Below are 19,308 nucleotides of genomic sequence, written 5' to 3' on the forward strand. Positions count from 1 at the left end.
TTAATATAAAAATATATATAAAGGTGACTTGTGTTTTTTTCTGCATTTTAAGTTGCAAAGAAAATAATCATCATATAAATCATTCAGAAATTGATCAATTAAAATCTTCAGAAGATGTACAATCTCTGATACGGAAAACAGATTCTACATTTGAAAACTATGAAGTGAAACGTATTAAAGATTTCAGGAGAGAAGATTTTTTATGTAAAGAAAATATTGCACTTGCAGATCAATTAGATGTTTCTCAAAGCTTTTATAAAACAGATTTTGATAATAATGGTTTTACAGATTTGCTTATTATAGGAGATAAACATAATTGTTTAGGAATGAATAACGAATCCTGCAGTTATTCACCTGTTGTACTGCTGAATTTCGGAAATAGAAAATATGCACTAAAAGATATTTCGCGAGGCTTTGATGATTATTATGTTCCTAGAATAAAGAAAGTAAATAATAAAAATCTGCTTGAAATATATAAACCTATTGTAAAAGATTGGGAAAAGAAAACCTTTGGAAAGCCTTTAAAACAAACTTTAGAATTTAAAGAAGGAGAATTTATAGAATACAACTCTAATGATAAAAACTATATTCCTGTAAAAAAGATTGAGTTTTCAACTTCGGGATGTTATGGAACCTGTCCTGTTTTTCAGTTATCAATTGATCAAAACAGAAATGCACATTTTATCGCTGAACATTTCAATTTTAGTGAGAATATGGAAAGCTGGTCTGAAAATATTGAAGGTAAATTTCATACAGTTATTGATGAAAAACAATATGAAAATCTAATCGGGACTTTACAATACATAGATTTTCCCAACTTGAAAAATAATTATGCAGTCGATTGGACAGATGATCAAACAGTAACATTAAAAATTACTTATGCCGATAATAAAGTAAAAGTTATACAAGATTATGGTGCACAGGGAACTTATGGTTTAAAGAGCATCTATAAAAAATTGTTTGAACTTAGGAAAAATCAAAAATGGAAAAAAGATGAAGGTTCTAATTGATATAAAATTAAAAAACAAGTGATATGAATAAAATATTTAACCTATGTGCTTTGATGATTTTTGGCACTGCGTTTTCTCAAATTCCTACATTGGAGGTTGAAAACCAAAAAAAACATCCCGTTATTCTGCAGGAGGCTAAAATTGATACCAAAATTTTAGGAAATCTTGCAACAACAAAGGCAACGTACACATTTTATAATCCGAGTAACAGAATTTTAGAAGGAAATCTTACTTTTCCGCTTCCGGAAGGAGTTTCTGTAAGCGGTTATGCTCTGGATATCAACGGAAAACTGAGAAATGCAGTTCCGGTTCCGAAAGAAAGAGCAAAAGAGGTTTTCGAGAGTATTGAAAGAAGAAATGTAGATCCCGGAATTATAGAAAAAGTAGAAGGCAACAATTTCAGAACGAGAATTTATCCGTTACCAGAAAAAGGAAGTCGGACAATTCAGATTACTTATCATCAGGAACTGAAAAATGTTGTATCAGATTATCAGTACTTTTTAAGCTTTGCCAATGCGACTACTATTCCTAAATTTAATCTGAAAGTCTGGATCAGCGAGAATGCAGCCATTCCAAAAATTTTGGAAAACCCCGACGGAAGTTTTTCTTTTCAGAAACAAGGAAATCAATGGATAGCCGAGATCAGCAAAACCAATTTTACACCTGCTGAAAGTCTAAAAGTAACGATTCCTAAAGATCAGAATTCTTCGCATGTTGTTTTACAAAAAGCTTCAGGAGATAAATTTTATTTTGCAGCCAATGTAGGATTAAATTTTCCGGTGAAAGAAAAAGCACGATCTGAGAAGATTGCAATCATTTGGGATAATTCTTACAGCGGCTCAAAACGTAACAAGGATAAAGAATTACAGTTTTTGGATGCATATTTTTCAGATAATAAAAATGTTTTTGTTTCTTTTTCTTTGCTGAATAATACTTTCGAAAAAGCTGAAGACTTTACTGTTTCAGACGGAAATTGGAGCGCGCTGAAATCTAAAATTTTAAATTTAAAGTATGATGGAGGAACAGATTTCGGAGCTTTAAAGGAAATGAATGGAGTAGAAGAATATCTTTTATTTTCAGACGGAATTTCCAATTTTGGCGATTTAACGATAAAGTTTAAAAAGCCTTTAAACAGTATTTCCAGCACACCAATTTCAGATTTTAATCTGCTGAAATTGCTTGCCAATCAATCAGGAGGAAATTTTATTAATTTGAATGAACTCAATACTCAATCTGCTATAAAAACATATAAAAGATTGCCAGTTCGCTTTTTAGGATTTAAAGAAAACCCGAATATGCAGGAGTTATTTCCAAATATCGGTTCGGTAATTAGTGAGCCAATCAATATTTTTGGAATTACTACCGGAAATGTTGGAAAACTGACCGCCATTTTTTCAATAGGAAACGATAGATTTGAAATGCCGGTAGATTTTTCAACAGCACAACAGGTAGAAAACTGGCAGATTGCTCAGTTTTGGGCGCAGAGAAAAATCAATGAACTGGAATTAAATTCTACTCAAAACCGTCAGGAAATTAAAAATATCAGTGAGCAGTTTGGAGTTGTAAGTAAAAATACAAGTTTAATTGTTCTGGATGATATTAATGATTATGTAAAATACAAAATTACTCCACCACAGGAATTATTAGCTGATTATCAGAGAATAGTTTCCCAAAATAAAGGACGAATTTTTGAACAGAGAAAAAATCTTTTATCTAAAGCTTTTGATAAAACAAGAGAATTAAAAACATGGTGGAATACAGATTTTACACCTGTTGAAAAAAAGGAATATCCGAGAGTTTCAAATCAATCGGCATCAGTACCGCTAGAGCAAAGGAATGTTCAAATTGAAGAGGCTGTAGTTGTTGGATATAGTTCTTCTGCAAAAGCAATAGCTGTTTCTGAAGAAAAGGTAATGGTTGACTCTGCACCAAAAGGAAAAATCACATTAGTTGACGTAGAAAGCACCGCAGAATACATGAAAGATTTCCAAAATTTGCAATCTGCGGATGTAATTTACCAGAAATATCTGGAAAACCGTTCAAAACATGAAAAGCAAATTTCTTATTATTTTGATATTTCCAAACTGCTGTTCAAAAAAGGTGATAAAGCACTTTCTTTAAAGGTTTTGAGCACTTTGGCTGAACTGGATCTTGAAAACGAAGAGCTTTATAAAACAATTTATTATCTGTTGAAACAGAGAGGTCATTACGATAAAGAACTTTGGATCACGCAGAAAATTTTAGAATGGCGTCCATTTGATGCACAAAGTCATAGAGATTACGCTTTAGCTTTGGTTGATAACAAAAGACCTCAGGAAGCTTTAAATATTTATAAATCTTTGCTTTATCAGGAATTTACAGACGAAATTTCAATGCGTGACAACGGAATTGAAGAAATTCTGATTATGGAGATCAATAATATTCTAAAACAGAATAAAAATGTTGACGGCAGCAAAATAGATGACCGCCTGAAAGCAGATTTACCCGTTGATATTCGTGTGGTGATTAATTGGAATAAAGACAATACCGATATCGATCTCTGGGTCACCGATCCGAAAGGAGAAGATTGCTCTTATCAGCATAAATCTACTGCAATTGGCGGAAGAATCAGCAATGATTTCACGCAAGGTTTCGGACCTGAACAATTTTTGCTTAAAAAAGCGGTAAAAGGAAAATATAAAATCAAAACCAATTTCTTTGGGGAAAGACAGAATATTCTTTCCGGACCTACAACGATAATGGCAGAAGTTTATCTTTATTATTCAGACGGAAGACAGGAAAGAAAAATTGCGGTTTTCCAGAGTCAGAAAGAAAATAAAAGGGAAAACGACAGTAAAATTCTCATTGGAGAATTTGAGTTTTAAGAAAAATCACATAAATTGCCGAAGGTTTTTTACTTCGGCAATTTTTATTTTTGTTCAGGCTTTATGAAAGGCTTTATTTGGGCAGCTTTATCCGCCTTCCGCTCCCGCTTTTTTGCCTACACTTCGTTTCGGCAAAAAGAGCTCCGCTCAAGTCGGGCTGCATGCGATTCGATGTTAAAAAACCAATATTAATTTAGTAAAAAGATATTTATATAATGAAAATCATAGCCGTTATTCCTGCACGTTACGAAGCCAGCCGTTTTCCCGGAAAACTGATGCAGATTCTGGGTGAAAAGACAGTGATTACCACAACCTATCAAAATGTTGTGGAAACCGGACTTTTTGATGAGGTTTTTGTAGCCACAGATTCTGAAATTATTTTTAATGAGATTGAAAATAATGGCGGAAAAGCGGTAATGACCGGTCAACATGAAACAGGAAGCGACCGTATTGCAGAAGCGGTACAAAACATCGACTGTGATATCGTCATTAATGTTCAGGGGGACGAGCCGTTTTTAAAACTGGAACCGTTAAAACAGCTGATTGATGTTTTTAGCCAAGATGAAAATCAGGAAATTTCTTTGGCTTCATTAAAAATAAAACTTTACGAAAAGGAAGAAATCGAAAATCCTAATAACGTGAAGGTAATTACCGATAACAACGGTTTTGCACTGTATTTCAGCCGTTCTGTTATTCCGTTTCACAGAGAAATTTCTTATGATGTTGATTATTTTAAACATATCGGAGTGTATGCTTTCAGAAAACATGCATTGCTTCAATTTTCAAAGCTGGAAATGAAACCTCTGGAGATTTCTGAGAAAATAGAATGCATCCGTTATCTGGAATACGGAATGAAAATCAAACTGATTGAAACCAATTTTGTTGGAGTAGGAATTGATACACCGGAAGATCTGGAAAAAGCAAGAAAATTAATTTGAAAACGTATGAATTGGATAATTTAAAAATCGGATGATATGCATCAATTTTCGAATGTATCAATTTAAATTTTCAAATTAAAAAGTCTTATATTTGATTTGAAAAAATTTGATTGAATGAAGAAATTACTTGTAGTATTTGTCCTTATATTCTCACAACTTTCTTTTGCTCAGACTGCTAAAGAAATTATAGACAAGAATATAGAATTATCCGGAGGTTTGACCAATTGGAAACTTTTAAACTCAGTCTTCCTTCAGGGAAAAGTAATTTTAGGCATTAAAGACGAATATCCTATCAAGATTTATCAGCAAAGACCCAATTTAACCAAAACTGTCATTACCATTGGCGGAAAAGATACGGCTATCGAAGGCTATGACGGTACAAAAGGATATGCGATGAATTATGCAACCAATAAACTTCAGGAATACAAAGAATATACTGCTGAAAGTTTTGATAATGACTTTATCGACTGGGAAAACAAAGGTTTTGAAGCAAAATATTTAGGAAAAGAAAAAATAGGAGAGATCTACTGTCATAAGGTGGAACTGACGAAAAATGTGAATAAAAACTACTATTATTTTGATACAAAGTCTTACATGCTTTTGAAGGAAGTAAAAAAAGATGAAACATTATCATACTCAGATTACAAAAAAGTTGGAAATTTGATGATGCCTTTCCGAATAGAATCTTCAAGTGCCAAAAAAGACGGAGATTATGTAATGCTTCTCAATAAAGTGGAAATCAATAAGGTATTCCCTGAAAATAGTTTTAAGTTTTAATTAAATTAAAAAAGTCTATAATGAAAAAGATTTTCATAGTAATGGTTTCATTTGCAGTGTTTTGTAACAGCTGCGCACAGAAAAAAAACGATGTTTCTAAAGTAAAAACCCAACAAGTTATGTCAAAGTCAATATATGATTACAAAGTAGATGCATTGGAAGAGGGCAAAACCATTAATTTTGCTGATTTTAAAGGAAAAAAAATTCTGATCGTTAATACCGCATCAGAATGTGGTTACACACCGCAATATGCTGATCTAGAAAAAATTTCTAAAGATTACGCAGAAAAATTGGTTGTTGTAGGTTTTCCTGCCAATAATTTTGGCGGACAGGAGCCGGGATCCAATGTTGAGATTGGTGCATTCTGTCAGAAAAATTATGGAGTGACATTTCCTTTGGCTTCCAAAGTTTCTGTAAAGGGAGATGATACGGCTCCGATTTTCAAATATCTTTCAGATAAAAACTTAAACGGAGTAAAAGATACCGATATTCAGTGGAATTTCACCAAATTTTTAGTTGACGAAAACGGAAAACTGATTGAAAGTTTCCCAAGTAAAGTGAAACCAACTGACGAGGCGATTACTAAATATTTCAATTAATACTTATTATATTAAAAAGCGGATTTTAATCCGCTTTTTTTGCTTTAATGCTTTACCAGAATCTTCTCGGTTGCTTTTTTACTTAAAATCTCAGTTTTTCCTGCGATTTCAACGGTTACCGATTGATCAAAATCTTCAATTTTTACAATTTTTATTTTTGTATTGAGCAGCAGTTTTCTTTCGGTTAAATAATTAAGAAAAGCGTCATCAGATAACGTAACAGAAGTAAATATAACAGTTTCACCTGCTTTGCAGCTGCTTAGTTTCTGTAAATCCTGAGAAATAATATTTCCGTCTTTATCGGGAATAGGTTCTCCGTGAGGATCAAATTTGGGAAAATCTAGAATTTCATCCATTTTATCAAAAAAAACTTTAGAATGCACATGTTCCAGCTGCTCTGCAATTTCGTGTACATTTTCCCACCCAAAATTCATTTTTTTAACGAGAAACATTTCAGTAAGACGATGTTTTCTTACTACTAATGCGGCTTCGCGCCTTCCTTTCTCGGTAACTCTCAAAGGTTTGTATGTTTCGTAAATAACCCATTTTTTTTCAGCAAACTTCTTCATCATATTGTTAACGCTTGGCATTTTTACGTTGAGAAATTTGCTCAGTTCGTTGATGGTTACTTTTCCCTCATCGTCTACGACATGAAATAATGCCTTCAGGTAATTTTCTTCTGTGAGTGTTGCTTTCAAATGTTAGATACTTGTAACTACAAATCTAACAAAATATTTTTTAAACCTGGCCTTGATTAGCTTTGATTTTATAATTTTGCAGAATGAAATTTTCCTTTAAAAACGATTATTCCGAAGGCTGTCATCCCAGAATTCTGGAAGCTTTGGCAAAATATAATTTTGATCAGCAGCCGGGTTACGGTGAAGATGAATATTCAAAAAAAGCAAAAGAAATAATAAGAACAGAAATCCAAAGTCCGTTATCAGATATTTATTTTGTTTCCGGCGGAACTCAGGCAAATCTGATTGTCATTTCGTCTCTTCTAAAGCCTTACCAGTGTGTGATTTCTGCCGCAACAGGACATATTCTGAATAATGAAACAGGAGCAATTGAAGCAACCGGACATAAAATTTTAGGTGTTGAAAAAGCAGACGGGAAGCTTTCTCCATCAGACATTATTCCTGTTTTGGAAGCCCATCAAAATATTCCGCATCAGGTGATGCCGAAGTTGGTTTATATTTCCAATTCTACAGAATTAGGAACTGTTTATTCTAAAAAAGAACTTCAGGAGCTGTGTGTATTTTGTAGAGAAAAAAATCTTTTACTTTTTATGGATGGAGCGCGTCTCGGACAGGCAATTACTTGCGAAAATAACGATCTGGAGCTAAAAGATATTGCTGAACTTACTGATGTTTTTTATCTGGGCGGAACCAAAAACGGGGCTTTATTTGGGGAAGCAATTATTATTAATTCCACAGAATTGCAGCAGGATTTTGCTTTTAATATTAAACAGAAAGGAGCGCTGCTCGCCAAAGGAAGAGTTTTAGGAATTCAGTTTTTGGAACTGATGACCGAAAATCTGTATTTTGATTTAGCAGAAAAAGCCAATCAGCAGGCGATGAAAATCAAAAATTTCATGAAAGACAGTGAAGTAGAGTTCCTGTCAGAAACGTACACCAATCAGATATTTCCTGTTTTGAATCATCAGCTCATCAATAAACTATCAGAAAATTTTGAATTCTATGTATGGAAAAAGATAGATGACAGCTATTCTGCCATTCGTCTCATTACTTCTTGGAACACGTCTGATGAAGCAGTAGAACAGTTTATTGAAGCAGTGAAAAACGAATTAAATAAAAAAATGCAGCCTCAATAAGCTGCATTTTTATCCTCATTTGGGTAATATATTATTTGTCAATAGAACCCAAAACTTTCTGTGCGAAAGAATTAAGCGCATCTTTTTCGCTCATACCGTTCTGAACATTGGCGTGAACTTCCAAAGCCCCGCAAATATTGGTGATAAGCTCACCTGCCACATTAAGATCTTCTTCTGTTGTACCTCTGAACTCAGAAAAACTTTCTAAAACTTCTAATGTTTTTTCCAGATTTTCCGGAGTCTGATTCTGATAAAACTGTCTTATTATAGGTAACTTCATTATGCTAATTCATTAAATAAATTAATAAGACTTTCTGCCTGATTAGACTGCACCTGATTAACCAGCTCTCCGTTTTTGAAGATGGCAAAGGTTGGTAAATTGTCTACTTTAGCCAATTTTCTGCTTTCAGGAAGTTTTTCTGCATCCACATATAAAAAAGGGATCTTTTCATTTTCAGAAGCCAGTTTTTTAAATTTAGGCTTCATAATTCTGCAGTTTCCGCACCATGTTGCACCGTATTGTACGACTACTTTTTCGTTGTCTTTTACAATATTCTGCAATGTATCTTCTGCCAATTCTGTATACATAAGTTGAATTTTTGAGTAAAATTTAACAATGTAACAATATAACAATGCAACAGTTTACCAATATATTTTGCTGCTACATTATTATTACATTGCTAGATTGCTACATTGTTAGATTAAATTAATTTATTAATTTTTAGCTAAATACTCTGCAGTAGAAGTTCTGTCAGCTTTCATTGCTTCTTTCCCTTCTTCCCAGTTTGCAGGGCAAACTTCACCGTGCTTCTGAACGTGAGTATAAGCGTCGATTAATCTTAAATATTCTTTTACGTTTCTTCCAAGAGGCATATCGTTTACTGATTCGTGGAAGATTTTTCCAGTTTCATCAATTAAATAAGTTGCTCTGTACGTAACATTTGAACCTGTGAAAACTTCTTCACCTTCTTCATTGTATTCAAAATCCTGATCTACAATTCCCAGCATATTTGCCAATTGTCTGTGAGTATCAGCTAATAAAGGATAAGTAACTCCTTCAATTCCTCCATTGTCTTTTGATACGTTTAACCAGGCAAAATGAACTTCGTTAGTATCGCAAGAAGCACCAATCACTTTTGTATTTCTTTTCTCAAATTCAGGTAAAGCTTCCTGGAAAGCATGAAGCTCAGTTGGGCAAACGAAAGTAAAATCTTTCGGATACCAAAATAAAAGTACTTTTTGGTGATTTGAAGCCGCTTCTTCAAAAACATTGATTTTCAAATCATCACCCATTTCACTCATTGCATCAATTGCTACATTTGGGAATTTTTTTCCAACTAAAGACATAATTTTTATTTTTTGATTTATTTTACGGTTGCAAAGATAAAATATTTTCGTCTATCATAAAGTAATTATTGATAAATAAAATCTATAATTATTTAAGCTAAAGAAAAAGACCCAACCATAGGCTGAGTCTCTGTATAAATCTAATTAGGAATTATTTTGTAATATCTCTTCCGATAACCAGTCTTTGAATTTCTGAAGTTCCCTCTCCGATGGTACAAAGCTTGGAGTCTCTGTAATACTTTTCTGCAGGGAAATCTTTTGTATAACCATAACCTCCGAAGATCTGCACGGCATTGTTGGAAATTCTCACGCAGGCTTCTGAAGCATATAATTTTGCCATAGCTCCTTCTTTGGTCATTTTTTGTTTAGCATTTTTTAAAGTTGATGCTCTCTGGATCAGTAGTTCAGCAGCATCAATTTCAGTAGCCATATCAGCTAACATAAAATTAACTGCCTGAAAATCAGCAATTGATTTTCCGAACTGTTTTCTCTCTTTTGCATATTTCAATGCTGCTTTATAAGCACCTTTTGCTATACCTAAACTCAAGGCAGCAATAGATATTCTTCCGCCATCAAGGATTTTCATTGCCTGTTTGAAACCTTCGCCCACTTCACCTAATCTGTGAGTATCAGGAACACGTACATTATCAAAAATAAGCTCAGCGGTTTCTGAGGCTCTCATTCCTAATTTGTTTTCTTTTTTTCCTGAAGTGAAACCAGCCATTCCTTTTTCTAGAACAAATGCGGTAGAATTATTTTTAGCACCTTTTTCACCTGTTCTTGTCATAACAACAGCAATATCTCCTGAGATGGCATGAGTAATAAAGTTCTTAGCACCATTGATTACCCACTCATCACCGTCTTTAACGGCAGTTGTAGACATTCCTCCGGAATCTGAACCGGTATTGTGCTCGGTGAGTCCCCATGCTCCGATTACCTTTCCGCTTGCCAGTTGTGGAAGCCATTTATTTCTTTGCTCTTCATTACCAAACTCATATATATGATTAGTACAAAGCGAGTTGTGCGCTGCTACAGAAAGACCGATGGATGGGTCAACCTGAGAAATTTCATCAAGAATCGCAACATACTCGTGATAACCAAGATCAGAACCTCCATATTCTTCAGGAATAACAATTCCCATGAAGCCCATATCGCCCAATTGATGGAAAAGTTCTTTAGGGAAAGTCTGGCTTTCGTCCCATTCCATAATATTGGGTCTGATATTTTTTTCAGCAAAATCTTTTGCTGTTTCTGCTATCATTTTAATGTTGTTAATCGTTTCTGTATTCATATTAGATATAGTTATTTTCCAAAGATACTTAAAATGACGAAATTATAAAGAATTTTATATTGCATATTGATGTATTTTGTTTAAAGAATTGTAAATCAATATTAACGGTATTTTTATTTTAACATAATATTAATGTGTAACTTTGTAAAGTTAAGAGATATAATAGCTATTTTAGCCCTCCAATTTTTACTGATATGCGAAAAACTTTATTTTCTGTACTTTTTTTATCTGCTGTTGTTTCTGCACAGATACCCTCCGGTTACTATGACGGAACGACAGGACTTTCAGGCTATGCTCTGAAATCTAAACTGCATGATATTATTTCATCAAAAAATATTAACTGGCATTACGGAGATCTTACGAACTATTATAATCAGACTGATTTGGATGTTTATTATGATCATACAGCTTCAAATACAACCATTTTACTGGATATTTATTCTGAAATTCCAACAGGACCTGATGCGTATGAATATACAACAGCCAATATTACGGGATCTTCCGGTGCAGAAGGTCTGGGATGGAACAGGGAACACATGATGCCGCAGAGTACTTTTTACAGTAATTATCCCATGTATTCGGATTTGTTTTATGTAATTCCTGCTGATGCCAGAATTAATCAGCTAAGAAGCAATTATCCTTATGGAATGGTAGGTTCTACTATATTTTATACCTTTACCAATTCTTCCAGAATAGGAAATTGTGCAATTTCGGGAGTTGCTTATACAGGAAGGGTTTATGAGCCTATTAACGAATTTAAAGGGGATGTAGCTAGAAGTCTGCTTTATTTTGCAGTAAGATACGAAGGAAAGCTTGGGACTTTTAACTTTAATAACAGTACAAATCCTGCTTCAGATACCAATCCTTTAGACGGAACTGAAGAAAGGTCTTTTGATCCGGCTTATGTTGCGATGCTTTTACAGTGGCATCAGCAGGATCCTGTTTCTCAAAGAGAAATCGACAGAAATAATAAGGTATACAATATTCAAAAAAACAGAAATCCATTTATAGATAATCCGTCGTGGGTCAATTTAATTTGGGGACAAACTCCCGATACAGTAGCTCCGCAGGCTGTTTCTAATGTAAGTGTAACTCAAAACAGCGCTTATTTTACTACATTGAGCTGGTCACCAAGTACAAGTTCTGATGTTATCGGGTATAATATTTATCAAAACGGAACATTAATAGGATCTACCAGAGGAACTACATTCAGTGCAGACCATCTTATTCCTTCCACAGCTTATACTTATACTGTGAAAGCGTATGATAACGGGTATCTATTATCTCCGGACAGCAATATGGTTTCGGCAACAACTTTAGCCAGCGATGTATATGCACGCGATTTAATGGTTACAAAATATCTTGAGGGTACTTCTAATAACAAAGGAATCGAAATAACCAATAAAACAGGACATCCGGTAAATCTAAGCGATTACAGACTATCTATACAGTTTCCCAGCGGAAGCAATTATTATTTTCCCGCTCCTTACGAACTGGAAGGAATTGTTCAGAACAATGAAAGCTTTGTGGTGTTGAATCCTGATGCAAACTTTTCATGCTATACCATCAATCAGGCAAAGTTTGTTACTGCTGCTCCGCAGATGACTTACAGCGGAAGTCAGTATGTTGAATTAAGGTATAAATCAAGCACAGTAGATGCAATTGGCATTTCGGGAACCAATAATTCTTCAGTTTTAGGCAATGTTTCTTTGTATAGAAAGTCGACTGTTGGTCAGCCAACAACTTCGTTTAGTATTGCAGAATGGGATGTTTACCCAAGCAATTACTGTCAGAATCTAGGAACTTTGTCTACAGGAGAAATACTTTCCGCCCAGTCTAATGAGTGGAAAATTTACCCAAATCCTGTGGATGATGGTATTTTCGTAAAAGGTAAAAACGTAGAAAAGATTGCTCTTGCACAGATTTTAGATTTATCAGGCAGAATAATTGTTTCCGAAACAAATCCTTTTAAAAACAAGAACAGTATTTCTGTGAAAAAACTTTCAAAGGGAGTTTTTCTTTTAAACTTAGATGGTAAAGTTTACCAGTTGATAAAAAAATAGGTTTTTATCTTGATAAAATTGATTACTAAAACTGTCTCGCTGAGGCAGTTTTTATTTTTTAAGTATTTTGATTATTATTTGAAATGTATCAAACTACAAGATTATAATTAATATAATATAAATTCAAAAGGGAATTGAAGGCTGAAAAACCGTAAAAATACGGAGCGCCAATTAACTGAATAAGGTTATTTTTGTATGAGAAAAATTGGTAGTAAGATATTATTAATACTGTAGTCTAAAAACTGATATTATGTAAAATTTATATTAATTTGAATCTATGGTATGTGATATATTAAAAATAATATTATATTTGTAACATATCACCAGTTGATTTTTAAGCTATAACCAAACAAACCAAATTTATATGAAAAACGCTGAAAATTCCGCCTGCTTCAGGCATTATTCACTACACGTGAAATTACTTTAATCTACAATATTTGCTTCAATATAAATTCAATCTACAATCTTGTGGGTGATTTATGATACTTTATTGTTGGAAATGATTTACTAAAATATCACTATAAAAAATAAATGAAGTTGTTGCATATTTTATAAATGCAATGATTTTAAATATTAATCCTTAAAAAAAACAAATAATTATGGAAGGAACAATTGGAGAAATCCGACTTTTTGCCGCAAATTTTGCCCCTAAAGACTGGTGGTATTGCGATGGCTCATTATTGGCAATCAGATCAAATACAGCTTTGTTTGCTATTCTGGGAACAACCTATGGCGGAGATGGTAAAACCACTTTTGGATTGCCTAACCTCATGGGAAGATCTGCAGTTGGTGCAGGACAGGGACCTGGATTATCTTATTACAATCTTGGTGCAACCGCAGGTAACAATGCTGTAACACTGAATATGAGTAATCTGCCTGCACATACACATGCTGCTACAGGGAGTGTTGTAATACCTGCATTTTCTGAAGAAGGAGATTCGGGATCACCATCCAACAATGTTTTGGCAGCAAAAGGAGGGATGTACAGCTCACAGGGAAGCGATTCGACAACTAAGCCTATTCCTCTTCCTTTGCAGATAGGTGCTGTTGGTGGAAACGCTCCATTATCGATCAATCAGCCATCGTTGGGAATGAATTATATTATCTGTATGTACGGAGTTTTTCCTCAAAGATCTTAATATTTAGACCAAATTTTTAAAAACTTAAAAACAATTATAATAATCAAACACTTAAATTATGGAAGGATATATAGGAGAAATTCGTCTGTTTGCCGGAAATTTTGCGCCAAGAGGTTGGGCATTTTGTGATGGGACAGAATATAGTATATCAATGTATGAGGCATCTTTTGTCATTTTGGGTACAACCTACGGAGGAAATGGGCAAACTACATTTGCAGTTCCTGATCTTCGCAGCCGAATTGCTGTAGGAACGGGTACTGGAGCTGGTCTTACAAACATCAGCTTAGGACAGGCAGGAGGTTCAGAATCTACCGTAATGACTACAGCTCAAATGCCTGCGCACAATCATCCTGCCAGTTCAACAATAGGTTTTCCTGCTTATTCAGACAGCGGAGATACAGGATCTCCTTCAGGAACTATACTGGGAGGATTGCAAGGCGCTTATTCTACACAACCTGCGGATACTCACATTGCTCCAGCCACAACTACGGGTTCTTTGTCTGTAGTGGGAAGTAATATGCCTTTTGGAATTATTCAGCCTGTACTGGCAACCAATTACATTATTTGTCTTGAAGGAATTTTCCCAAGCAGAAGTTAATTTAGTAAATCTTTAACATTAAAAACTAATCATTATGGACGGAACAATGTCAGAAATCCGAATTTTTGCAGGAGATTTTGCTCCAAAAAACTGGGCATTTTGTCAGGGACAACTCTTAAATATAAATACTAATCAGGCATTATTTGCATTACTGGGTACTACCTACGGTGGAAACGGAGTAACTACATTTATGTTACCCAATTTTGCAGGTAGAGCACCAATGGGAACAGGAAATGCAGTGGGTATCGAAAGTTATCAGTTGGGAGAAATGTCCGGAAGCGAAAAAGTAACATGTACATTGGCAAATATGCCGACCCACACGCACAATTCAGGTAGCGAAACTGTTGCTATCAAAACTTTTTCGGATGGCGGAGATACCGGTTCACCTACCGACAATACCCTTGCATCTTTATCTGGTTTATATTCAAATCAGACTGCAGATACAACGCTAAGACCAATATCTACTGCATTTAATTTAAGTATTGCAGGGGGAAGTCAGCCTATTAGTGTGCAACAGCCATACTTGGGAGTGAATTATATTATTTGCCTATACGGGATTTTCCCATCAAGATCATAATTGATAATCAACAAACCTCTGATAGTTTATCTATCGGAGGTTTTATTTAAAAAAAATGAAAATAGCTTTACTCTTACCACGATCGGTAATCTATCCTTCAATTTCTTTTGATATTATGGATGGGTTCAAACAGTCGTTAAAAAACCTGGGTTTAGAAGGTTACCACGAAATTGTCTCTTCGGGAATCGGTGTTGCCGCAAAGCATGAAGAAATTTATGAACGTTGTGAACAGTTTTTATTGGAAGGTGCAGACATTGTCATTGGATATATCAATCCTCTGGCGGCAGAATTTGTACATCCGCTTTTCGAATCTTCTGATAAAACATTGCTTGTTTTAGACAGCGGATATCATTTTCCTGCTTTTCAGGGGAAACTTTCGCATGCATATTTTATTTCTTTGCAGGGAAGCTTATGTACAAGAGTTATTGTACAGCAGGCAATTGAACATGGGTATAAAAACTTTGCATTCACATGTTCGTTTTATGATGCAGGCTATCGTACCTCTTATATCTACTCAAAAGCAGTTGAAGAAAAAGGAGGTACAATAGGATTTAATCATATTACCTCTTTGCGCCGGGCAGATTTCACTTTATCCCCACTTACAGATTATCTTCAGCACGAAAAGGAAACTGCTGTTCTTGTATCCTTTTGTGGCGATATGGCAGAAGATTTTTTCAGCAATAGTCAAGAAATTAAAGAAAATCATTCCATTTACGGAGCAGCATTTACCTCAGAAGAACTATGGCTGAAAAAAATAGCTTATCCGGGAAGAAACTGGAATTCGGCAGTTCCGTGGTCACAAAATCTGAAGATTCCTCAAAATGAGATTTTTGTTGAAATACTGAATAAAAATAAAGAAGGGAAAGCAAATCTCTTCTCATTGTTGGGTTGGGAAGCTGCACTTTTTATTGGGATGGAAAATGTTGAATTTGACAATATCTCAATCGATTCGCCTCGTGGAAAAGTATTTATGAATCCGGAAAACAGATTCACAGAAGCTCCTGTATATTATGCAACCGTAACGAAGGATGAGTTTACAGGAAACTGTATTCTTGAAAACGTACGTATAGCTTCAGTTACGGAAGAAGAACGAGAAAGTCTGAAAATCAATATAGAAGCTATGCAGAATGTTGAGGCGAATACATGGCTTAATGCTTATGCTTGTTTGGAATCATGAATTTAAAATCTAAAATAGCGGTATTATGTAATAATCGGATGGCAATTCCTGCTTTGCAGTCTCTGCATTCATCAGGACAGCTTTACGGTATTGGTGTACCCGAAGGAAATACAGACGTTATTGATTTCTGTATGATGCTTTCACGACAATCTGGTATTCCGTTAATCATCATGAAGAAAGAAAAATTTTCTCTTCAGATAACTGAATTAATTGAAAAAGCAAATCCAGAATACGTTTTTACCATGACTTTCCCCTGGAAGATTTCAGGTGAAATATTGAAAAAATATCCGGCTACGTTCTATAATTTCCATTATGGTCTTTTACCTGAAATGCGTGGTGCAGATCCTGTATTTCAATCATTAAGAAGTCAGGCTAAAGAAACGGGGATCACCGTTCATGTAATAGATGAAAGGATTGACAGAGGCGCTATTATCTTAAAAAAAACCTTGCCAATAAGCTCAAATATGACCCATGGTATTTTATGTACTAATCTATCTTGGTTAGGAGCTAATCTTCTTATTGAACTTTTGCCCCTGTTAAAAAATGGTTTTCAGGGAACTGAACAGGAAAATTTAAAAGCAAAATATTATAAAAAACCACAGGCGGAAGATGTATGTATATCATGGCAGAAGTCTGATGCTCAAACTATCGAAGCTCTTTCCAGAGCGTGTAATCCTTGGAATAAAGGTGCTTATACTCAATGGAATGGTTGGAATATAAGAGTAGTTGAAGCTACTGTTGTTGAGAAAATAAATGATCTGCCTGATCCACCGGGAACTATTCTTTCAATCAATAAAGAAAGCGGTTTAATCGTAAAATGCAGTAATGAAACTCAGCTTCGCCTGGATATTATATATACAGATGAAGGTTTTATGAGTGGTCATAAATTAAGTGCATTTGGCTTAAAAAAAGGCAGTCAGTTTGCCAATTTGTAATCGAAAATGTTAAATATGAAAAATTTCTATCTAAAAATTAAAAAACGAACCAACTTTATCATTTTAGTGGGTTCGTTATTGTTTGCCTCCGGAGCGTATGCGCAGACAACTCTTGCGCCGGGAGATATCGCCTTTACGGCGTACGACTCTACTCCGTTAGCAGGTGCAGGAGATAGCTTTTCATTTGTTTTGCTCACCAATATTTCGAGCGGAACAAAAATAAGTTTCACAGACCGGGGCTATAACGGTTCCGGATGGCAGACTGCAGGGAGTACAGAATCTTCCATCACTTGGACGAGTGGTACTGCGTTGCCAGTAGGAACCGAGGTGTTTATTGTTGGGCTTGTAGCTTCAACCTACAACCCTGCTTCATCTACATCAACGGTTAATGGTACTGTTGCCCTTACTGAAGGAACTTCTACAAACGGACTCTCTTTATCTAATGTAGGAGATCAGATTATAGCATTTCAGGGAGGAAATGGCAGTATAACAGGATCTGGAGCGTACTCTATTGCAGGAATTAACTATTTTTACACTGCAGGTTCAACTTCTGCGGGGTGGAACATCGGAGCATCTGCAGGACCTAATGCTTCGTTAATGCCTCCAGGTCTTACTGGTGGAACCAGTGCGTTTTATACGGGAGCTGTTACGGGAACTACACTTGCACAGTCAGGGAAATTCGATTGTTCCGGCACACCTACTACAACAGCGGCAAATGTTCGTACAACAGTGATGACTCTTGCGAACTGGTCACTTAGTACAGCTTCTGTTGGTCAATATTCAGGATGTACATTTCTGGCCAGTAATCCTGTAATTACGGCGAGTCCGGCAAACAGAACTATATGTGCTGGAGGTACCACTACCTTCACAGTTGCTGCTTCGGGAGCTACTTCTTATCAGTGGTATCAGAATTCTGGGAGTGGATTTATTGCTTTGACTAATACTGCTCCTTATTCAGGAGTTACAACCAATACTTTAACAATCACAGGGGCTACTTCAGCAATGAACGGCTATCAGTACCGTGCGGTGGCAATTGGTTCAGGCTCTGCAACTTCTACTGCTGCTACATTAACCGTTGTAAGCATAAGTACCACAGGAAGCAAAACTGATGTATCCTGTAACGGTGGATCCAATGGTGTTGCTACGGTAGTACCATCAGGTGGTGTTGCGCCTTATACCTATTCCTGGGCACCTTTCGGTGGCACGGCTGCAACGGCTACAGGTCTGTCTGCCGGCACCTATACTGTAACGGTTACAGATAATTTGGGATGTCAGGCCACAAGAACATTTACGATTAATCAACCTGCGACAGCAGTTTCAGGAAGTACGGTTGTAACGAATGTTGCATGTAACGGCGGTTCAACAGGAGCAATTAATTTAACACCGACAGGAGGAACTGCACCATATACTTTCAACTGGGGTGGTGGAATCACGACAGAAGACAGAACAGGATTGGCAGCAGGAACTTATACGGTACATATACATTCAACTGGGGCGGCGGAATCACGACTGAAGACAGAACAGGATTGGCAGCAGGAACTTACAGCGTAACCATCACTGATGCAAACGGATGTACCGGAACAGTTAATGCAACGGTAACTCAGCCAGCAACAGCAGTTTCAGGAACTACAGTTGTTACGAATGTTGCATGTAACGGTTCTTCAAACGGTTCTATCAATTTAACACCGACAGGCGGAACTGCACCTTATACTTTCAACTGGGGAGGTGGAATCACGACTGAAGACAGAACAGGCTTAGCAGCGGGAACTTATACGGTAACAATTACTGATGCCAACGGATGTACCGGAACGGTAAATGCAACGGTAACCCAACCTGCGACAGCAGTTTCAGGAACAACGGTAGTAACTAATGTAGCATGTAACGGCGGTTCAACAGGAGCAATTAATTTAACACCGACAGGCGGAACTGCGCCATACACGTTCAACTGGGGTGGTGGAATCACGACAGAAGACAGAACAGGATTGGCAGCAGGAACTTACACGGTAACGATCACAGATGCCAACGGATGTACCGGAACGGTAAATGCAACGGTAACCCAACCTGCAACAGCAGTTTCAGGAACTACGGTTGTAACGAATGTAGCATGTAACGGTGCTTCCAACGGTTCTATCAATTTAACACCGACAGGTGGAACAGCA

19 protein-coding genes are annotated in these 19,308 nt (G+C 35.9%); 14 read left to right on the top strand and 5 right to left on the bottom strand.

The genetic code is table 11. The features are described from left to right. Positions 1-23: 23 nt before the first annotated feature. The 5 genes from FNE73_RS15640 to FNE73_RS15660 all read left to right on the top strand — a co-directional run bounded on the left by FNE73_RS15640 (position 24) and on the right by FNE73_RS15660 (position 6,188). Positions 24-1,010, top strand: coding sequence for a DUF6438 domain-containing protein (locus FNE73_RS15640; protein ID WP_143885491.1), 987 nt, complete (start codon positions 24-26; stop codon positions 1,008-1,010). Between the two features lie 23 nt (positions 1,011-1,033). Next, positions 1,034-3,874 carry a VIT domain-containing protein gene (locus FNE73_RS15645; RefSeq protein WP_143885492.1) on the top strand — a complete coding sequence of 947 codons (2,841 nt, stop codon included), beginning with the start codon at positions 1,034-1,036 and terminating at the stop codon, positions 3,872-3,874. 215 nt (positions 3,875-4,089) lie between these two features. Further along, a complete protein-coding gene (kdsB, locus tag FNE73_RS15650) occupies positions 4,090-4,812 on the top strand; it encodes a 3-deoxy-manno-octulosonate cytidylyltransferase (RefSeq protein ID WP_143885493.1) in 723 nt (240 codons plus the stop codon). Positions 4,813-4,926: 114 nt separating this feature from the next. Beyond that, positions 4,927-5,589 carry an outer membrane lipoprotein-sorting protein gene (locus FNE73_RS15655; protein WP_143885494.1) on the top strand — a complete coding sequence of 221 codons (663 nt, stop codon included), beginning with the start codon at positions 4,927-4,929 and terminating at the stop codon, positions 5,587-5,589. Positions 5,590-5,609: 20 nt separating this feature from the next. Further along, positions 5,610-6,188 carry a glutathione peroxidase gene (locus FNE73_RS15660; RefSeq protein WP_143885495.1) on the top strand — a complete coding sequence of 193 codons (579 nt, stop codon included), beginning with the start codon at positions 5,610-5,612 and terminating at the stop codon, positions 6,186-6,188. Positions 6,189-6,232: 44 nt separating this feature from the next. Here the strand turns inward: FNE73_RS15660 and FNE73_RS15665 are convergent, their stop codons facing one another. Beyond that, positions 6,233-6,886, bottom strand: a complete 654-nt coding sequence (locus FNE73_RS15665) for a metal-dependent transcriptional regulator (RefSeq protein ID WP_143885496.1) — start codon at positions 6,884-6,886, stop codon at positions 6,233-6,235. A gap of 83 nt (positions 6,887-6,969) precedes the next feature. Between FNE73_RS15665 and FNE73_RS15670 the strand changes: the two genes are divergently transcribed. Beyond that, the gene (locus FNE73_RS15670; RefSeq protein ID WP_143885497.1) at positions 6,970-8,022 is read left to right on the top strand and encodes a threonine aldolase family protein; all 1,053 of its coding nucleotides are present in this window, start codon (positions 6,970-6,972) and stop codon (positions 8,020-8,022) included. Positions 8,023-8,053: 31 nt separating this feature from the next. Here the strand turns inward: FNE73_RS15670 and FNE73_RS15675 are convergent, their stop codons facing one another. From FNE73_RS15675 to FNE73_RS15690, 4 genes are all read right to left on the bottom strand, one after another. Beyond that, positions 8,054-8,302 (bottom strand): DUF6952 family protein, encoded by a 249-nt coding sequence (locus FNE73_RS15675; protein ID WP_089744758.1) that lies wholly within the window; start codon positions 8,300-8,302, stop codon positions 8,054-8,056. Continuing rightward, positions 8,302-8,610, bottom strand: coding sequence for a thioredoxin family protein (locus tag FNE73_RS15680; protein WP_143885498.1), 309 nt, complete (start codon positions 8,608-8,610; stop codon positions 8,302-8,304). Before FNE73_RS15680 ends, FNE73_RS15675 begins: the two co-directional genes overlap by 1 nt. Positions 8,611-8,736: 126 nt before the next feature. Then, positions 8,737-9,369, bottom strand: coding sequence for a peroxiredoxin (locus tag FNE73_RS15685; RefSeq protein ID WP_089744756.1), 633 nt, complete (start codon positions 9,367-9,369; stop codon positions 8,737-8,739). 151 nt (positions 9,370-9,520) lie between these two features. After that, positions 9,521-10,660 carry an acyl-CoA dehydrogenase family protein gene (locus FNE73_RS15690; RefSeq protein WP_143885499.1) on the bottom strand — a complete coding sequence of 380 codons (1,140 nt, stop codon included), beginning with the start codon at positions 10,658-10,660 and terminating at the stop codon, positions 9,521-9,523. A 194-nt stretch (positions 10,661-10,854) separates the two neighbouring features. Here FNE73_RS15690 and FNE73_RS15695 point away from each other — a divergent pair, with 194 nt between their 5' ends. The 8 genes from FNE73_RS15695 to FNE73_RS15730 form a co-directional block, all read left to right on the top strand. Further along, positions 10,855-12,723 carry an endonuclease gene (locus tag FNE73_RS15695; protein ID WP_143885500.1) on the top strand — a complete coding sequence of 623 codons (1,869 nt, stop codon included), beginning with the start codon at positions 10,855-10,857 and terminating at the stop codon, positions 12,721-12,723. A gap of 599 nt (positions 12,724-13,322) precedes the next feature. After that, positions 13,323-13,862 carry a phage tail protein gene (locus FNE73_RS15700; protein ID WP_143885501.1) on the top strand — a complete coding sequence of 180 codons (540 nt, stop codon included), beginning with the start codon at positions 13,323-13,325 and terminating at the stop codon, positions 13,860-13,862. 58 nt (positions 13,863-13,920) lie between these two features. Next, positions 13,921-14,460, top strand: coding sequence for a phage tail protein (locus FNE73_RS15705; protein ID WP_143885502.1), 540 nt, complete (start codon positions 13,921-13,923; stop codon positions 14,458-14,460). Positions 14,461-14,494: 34 nt separating this feature from the next. After that, positions 14,495-15,037 carry a phage tail protein gene (locus tag FNE73_RS15710; protein WP_143885503.1) on the top strand — a complete coding sequence of 181 codons (543 nt, stop codon included), beginning with the start codon at positions 14,495-14,497 and terminating at the stop codon, positions 15,035-15,037. Between the two features lie 55 nt (positions 15,038-15,092). Next, a complete protein-coding gene (locus tag FNE73_RS15715; RefSeq protein ID WP_143885504.1) occupies positions 15,093-16,214 on the top strand; it encodes a type 1 periplasmic-binding domain-containing protein in 1,122 nt (373 codons plus the stop codon). Next, a complete protein-coding gene (locus FNE73_RS15720; RefSeq protein WP_143885505.1) occupies positions 16,211-17,149 on the top strand; it encodes a formyltransferase family protein in 939 nt (312 codons plus the stop codon). The genes FNE73_RS15715 and FNE73_RS15720 overlap by 4 nt, the downstream gene beginning before the upstream one ends. 15 nt (positions 17,150-17,164) lie before the next feature. Next, entirely contained in the window at positions 17,165-18,700 is a 1,536-nt protein-coding gene (locus FNE73_RS15725) for an autotransporter outer membrane beta-barrel domain-containing protein (RefSeq protein WP_185147366.1), read from the top strand. Further along, positions 18,676-19,308 (top strand): PKD domain-containing protein (locus FNE73_RS15730; protein WP_185147367.1); only part of this gene is annotated, 633 nt, incomplete at its 3' end. The genes FNE73_RS15725 and FNE73_RS15730, both read left to right, overlap by 25 nt.

Origin of the sequence: Chryseobacterium binzhouense (genome assembly GCF_007474545.1) — a bacterium.
Classification (GTDB): domain Bacteria; phylum Bacteroidota; class Bacteroidia; order Flavobacteriales; family Weeksellaceae; genus Chryseobacterium; species Chryseobacterium binzhouense.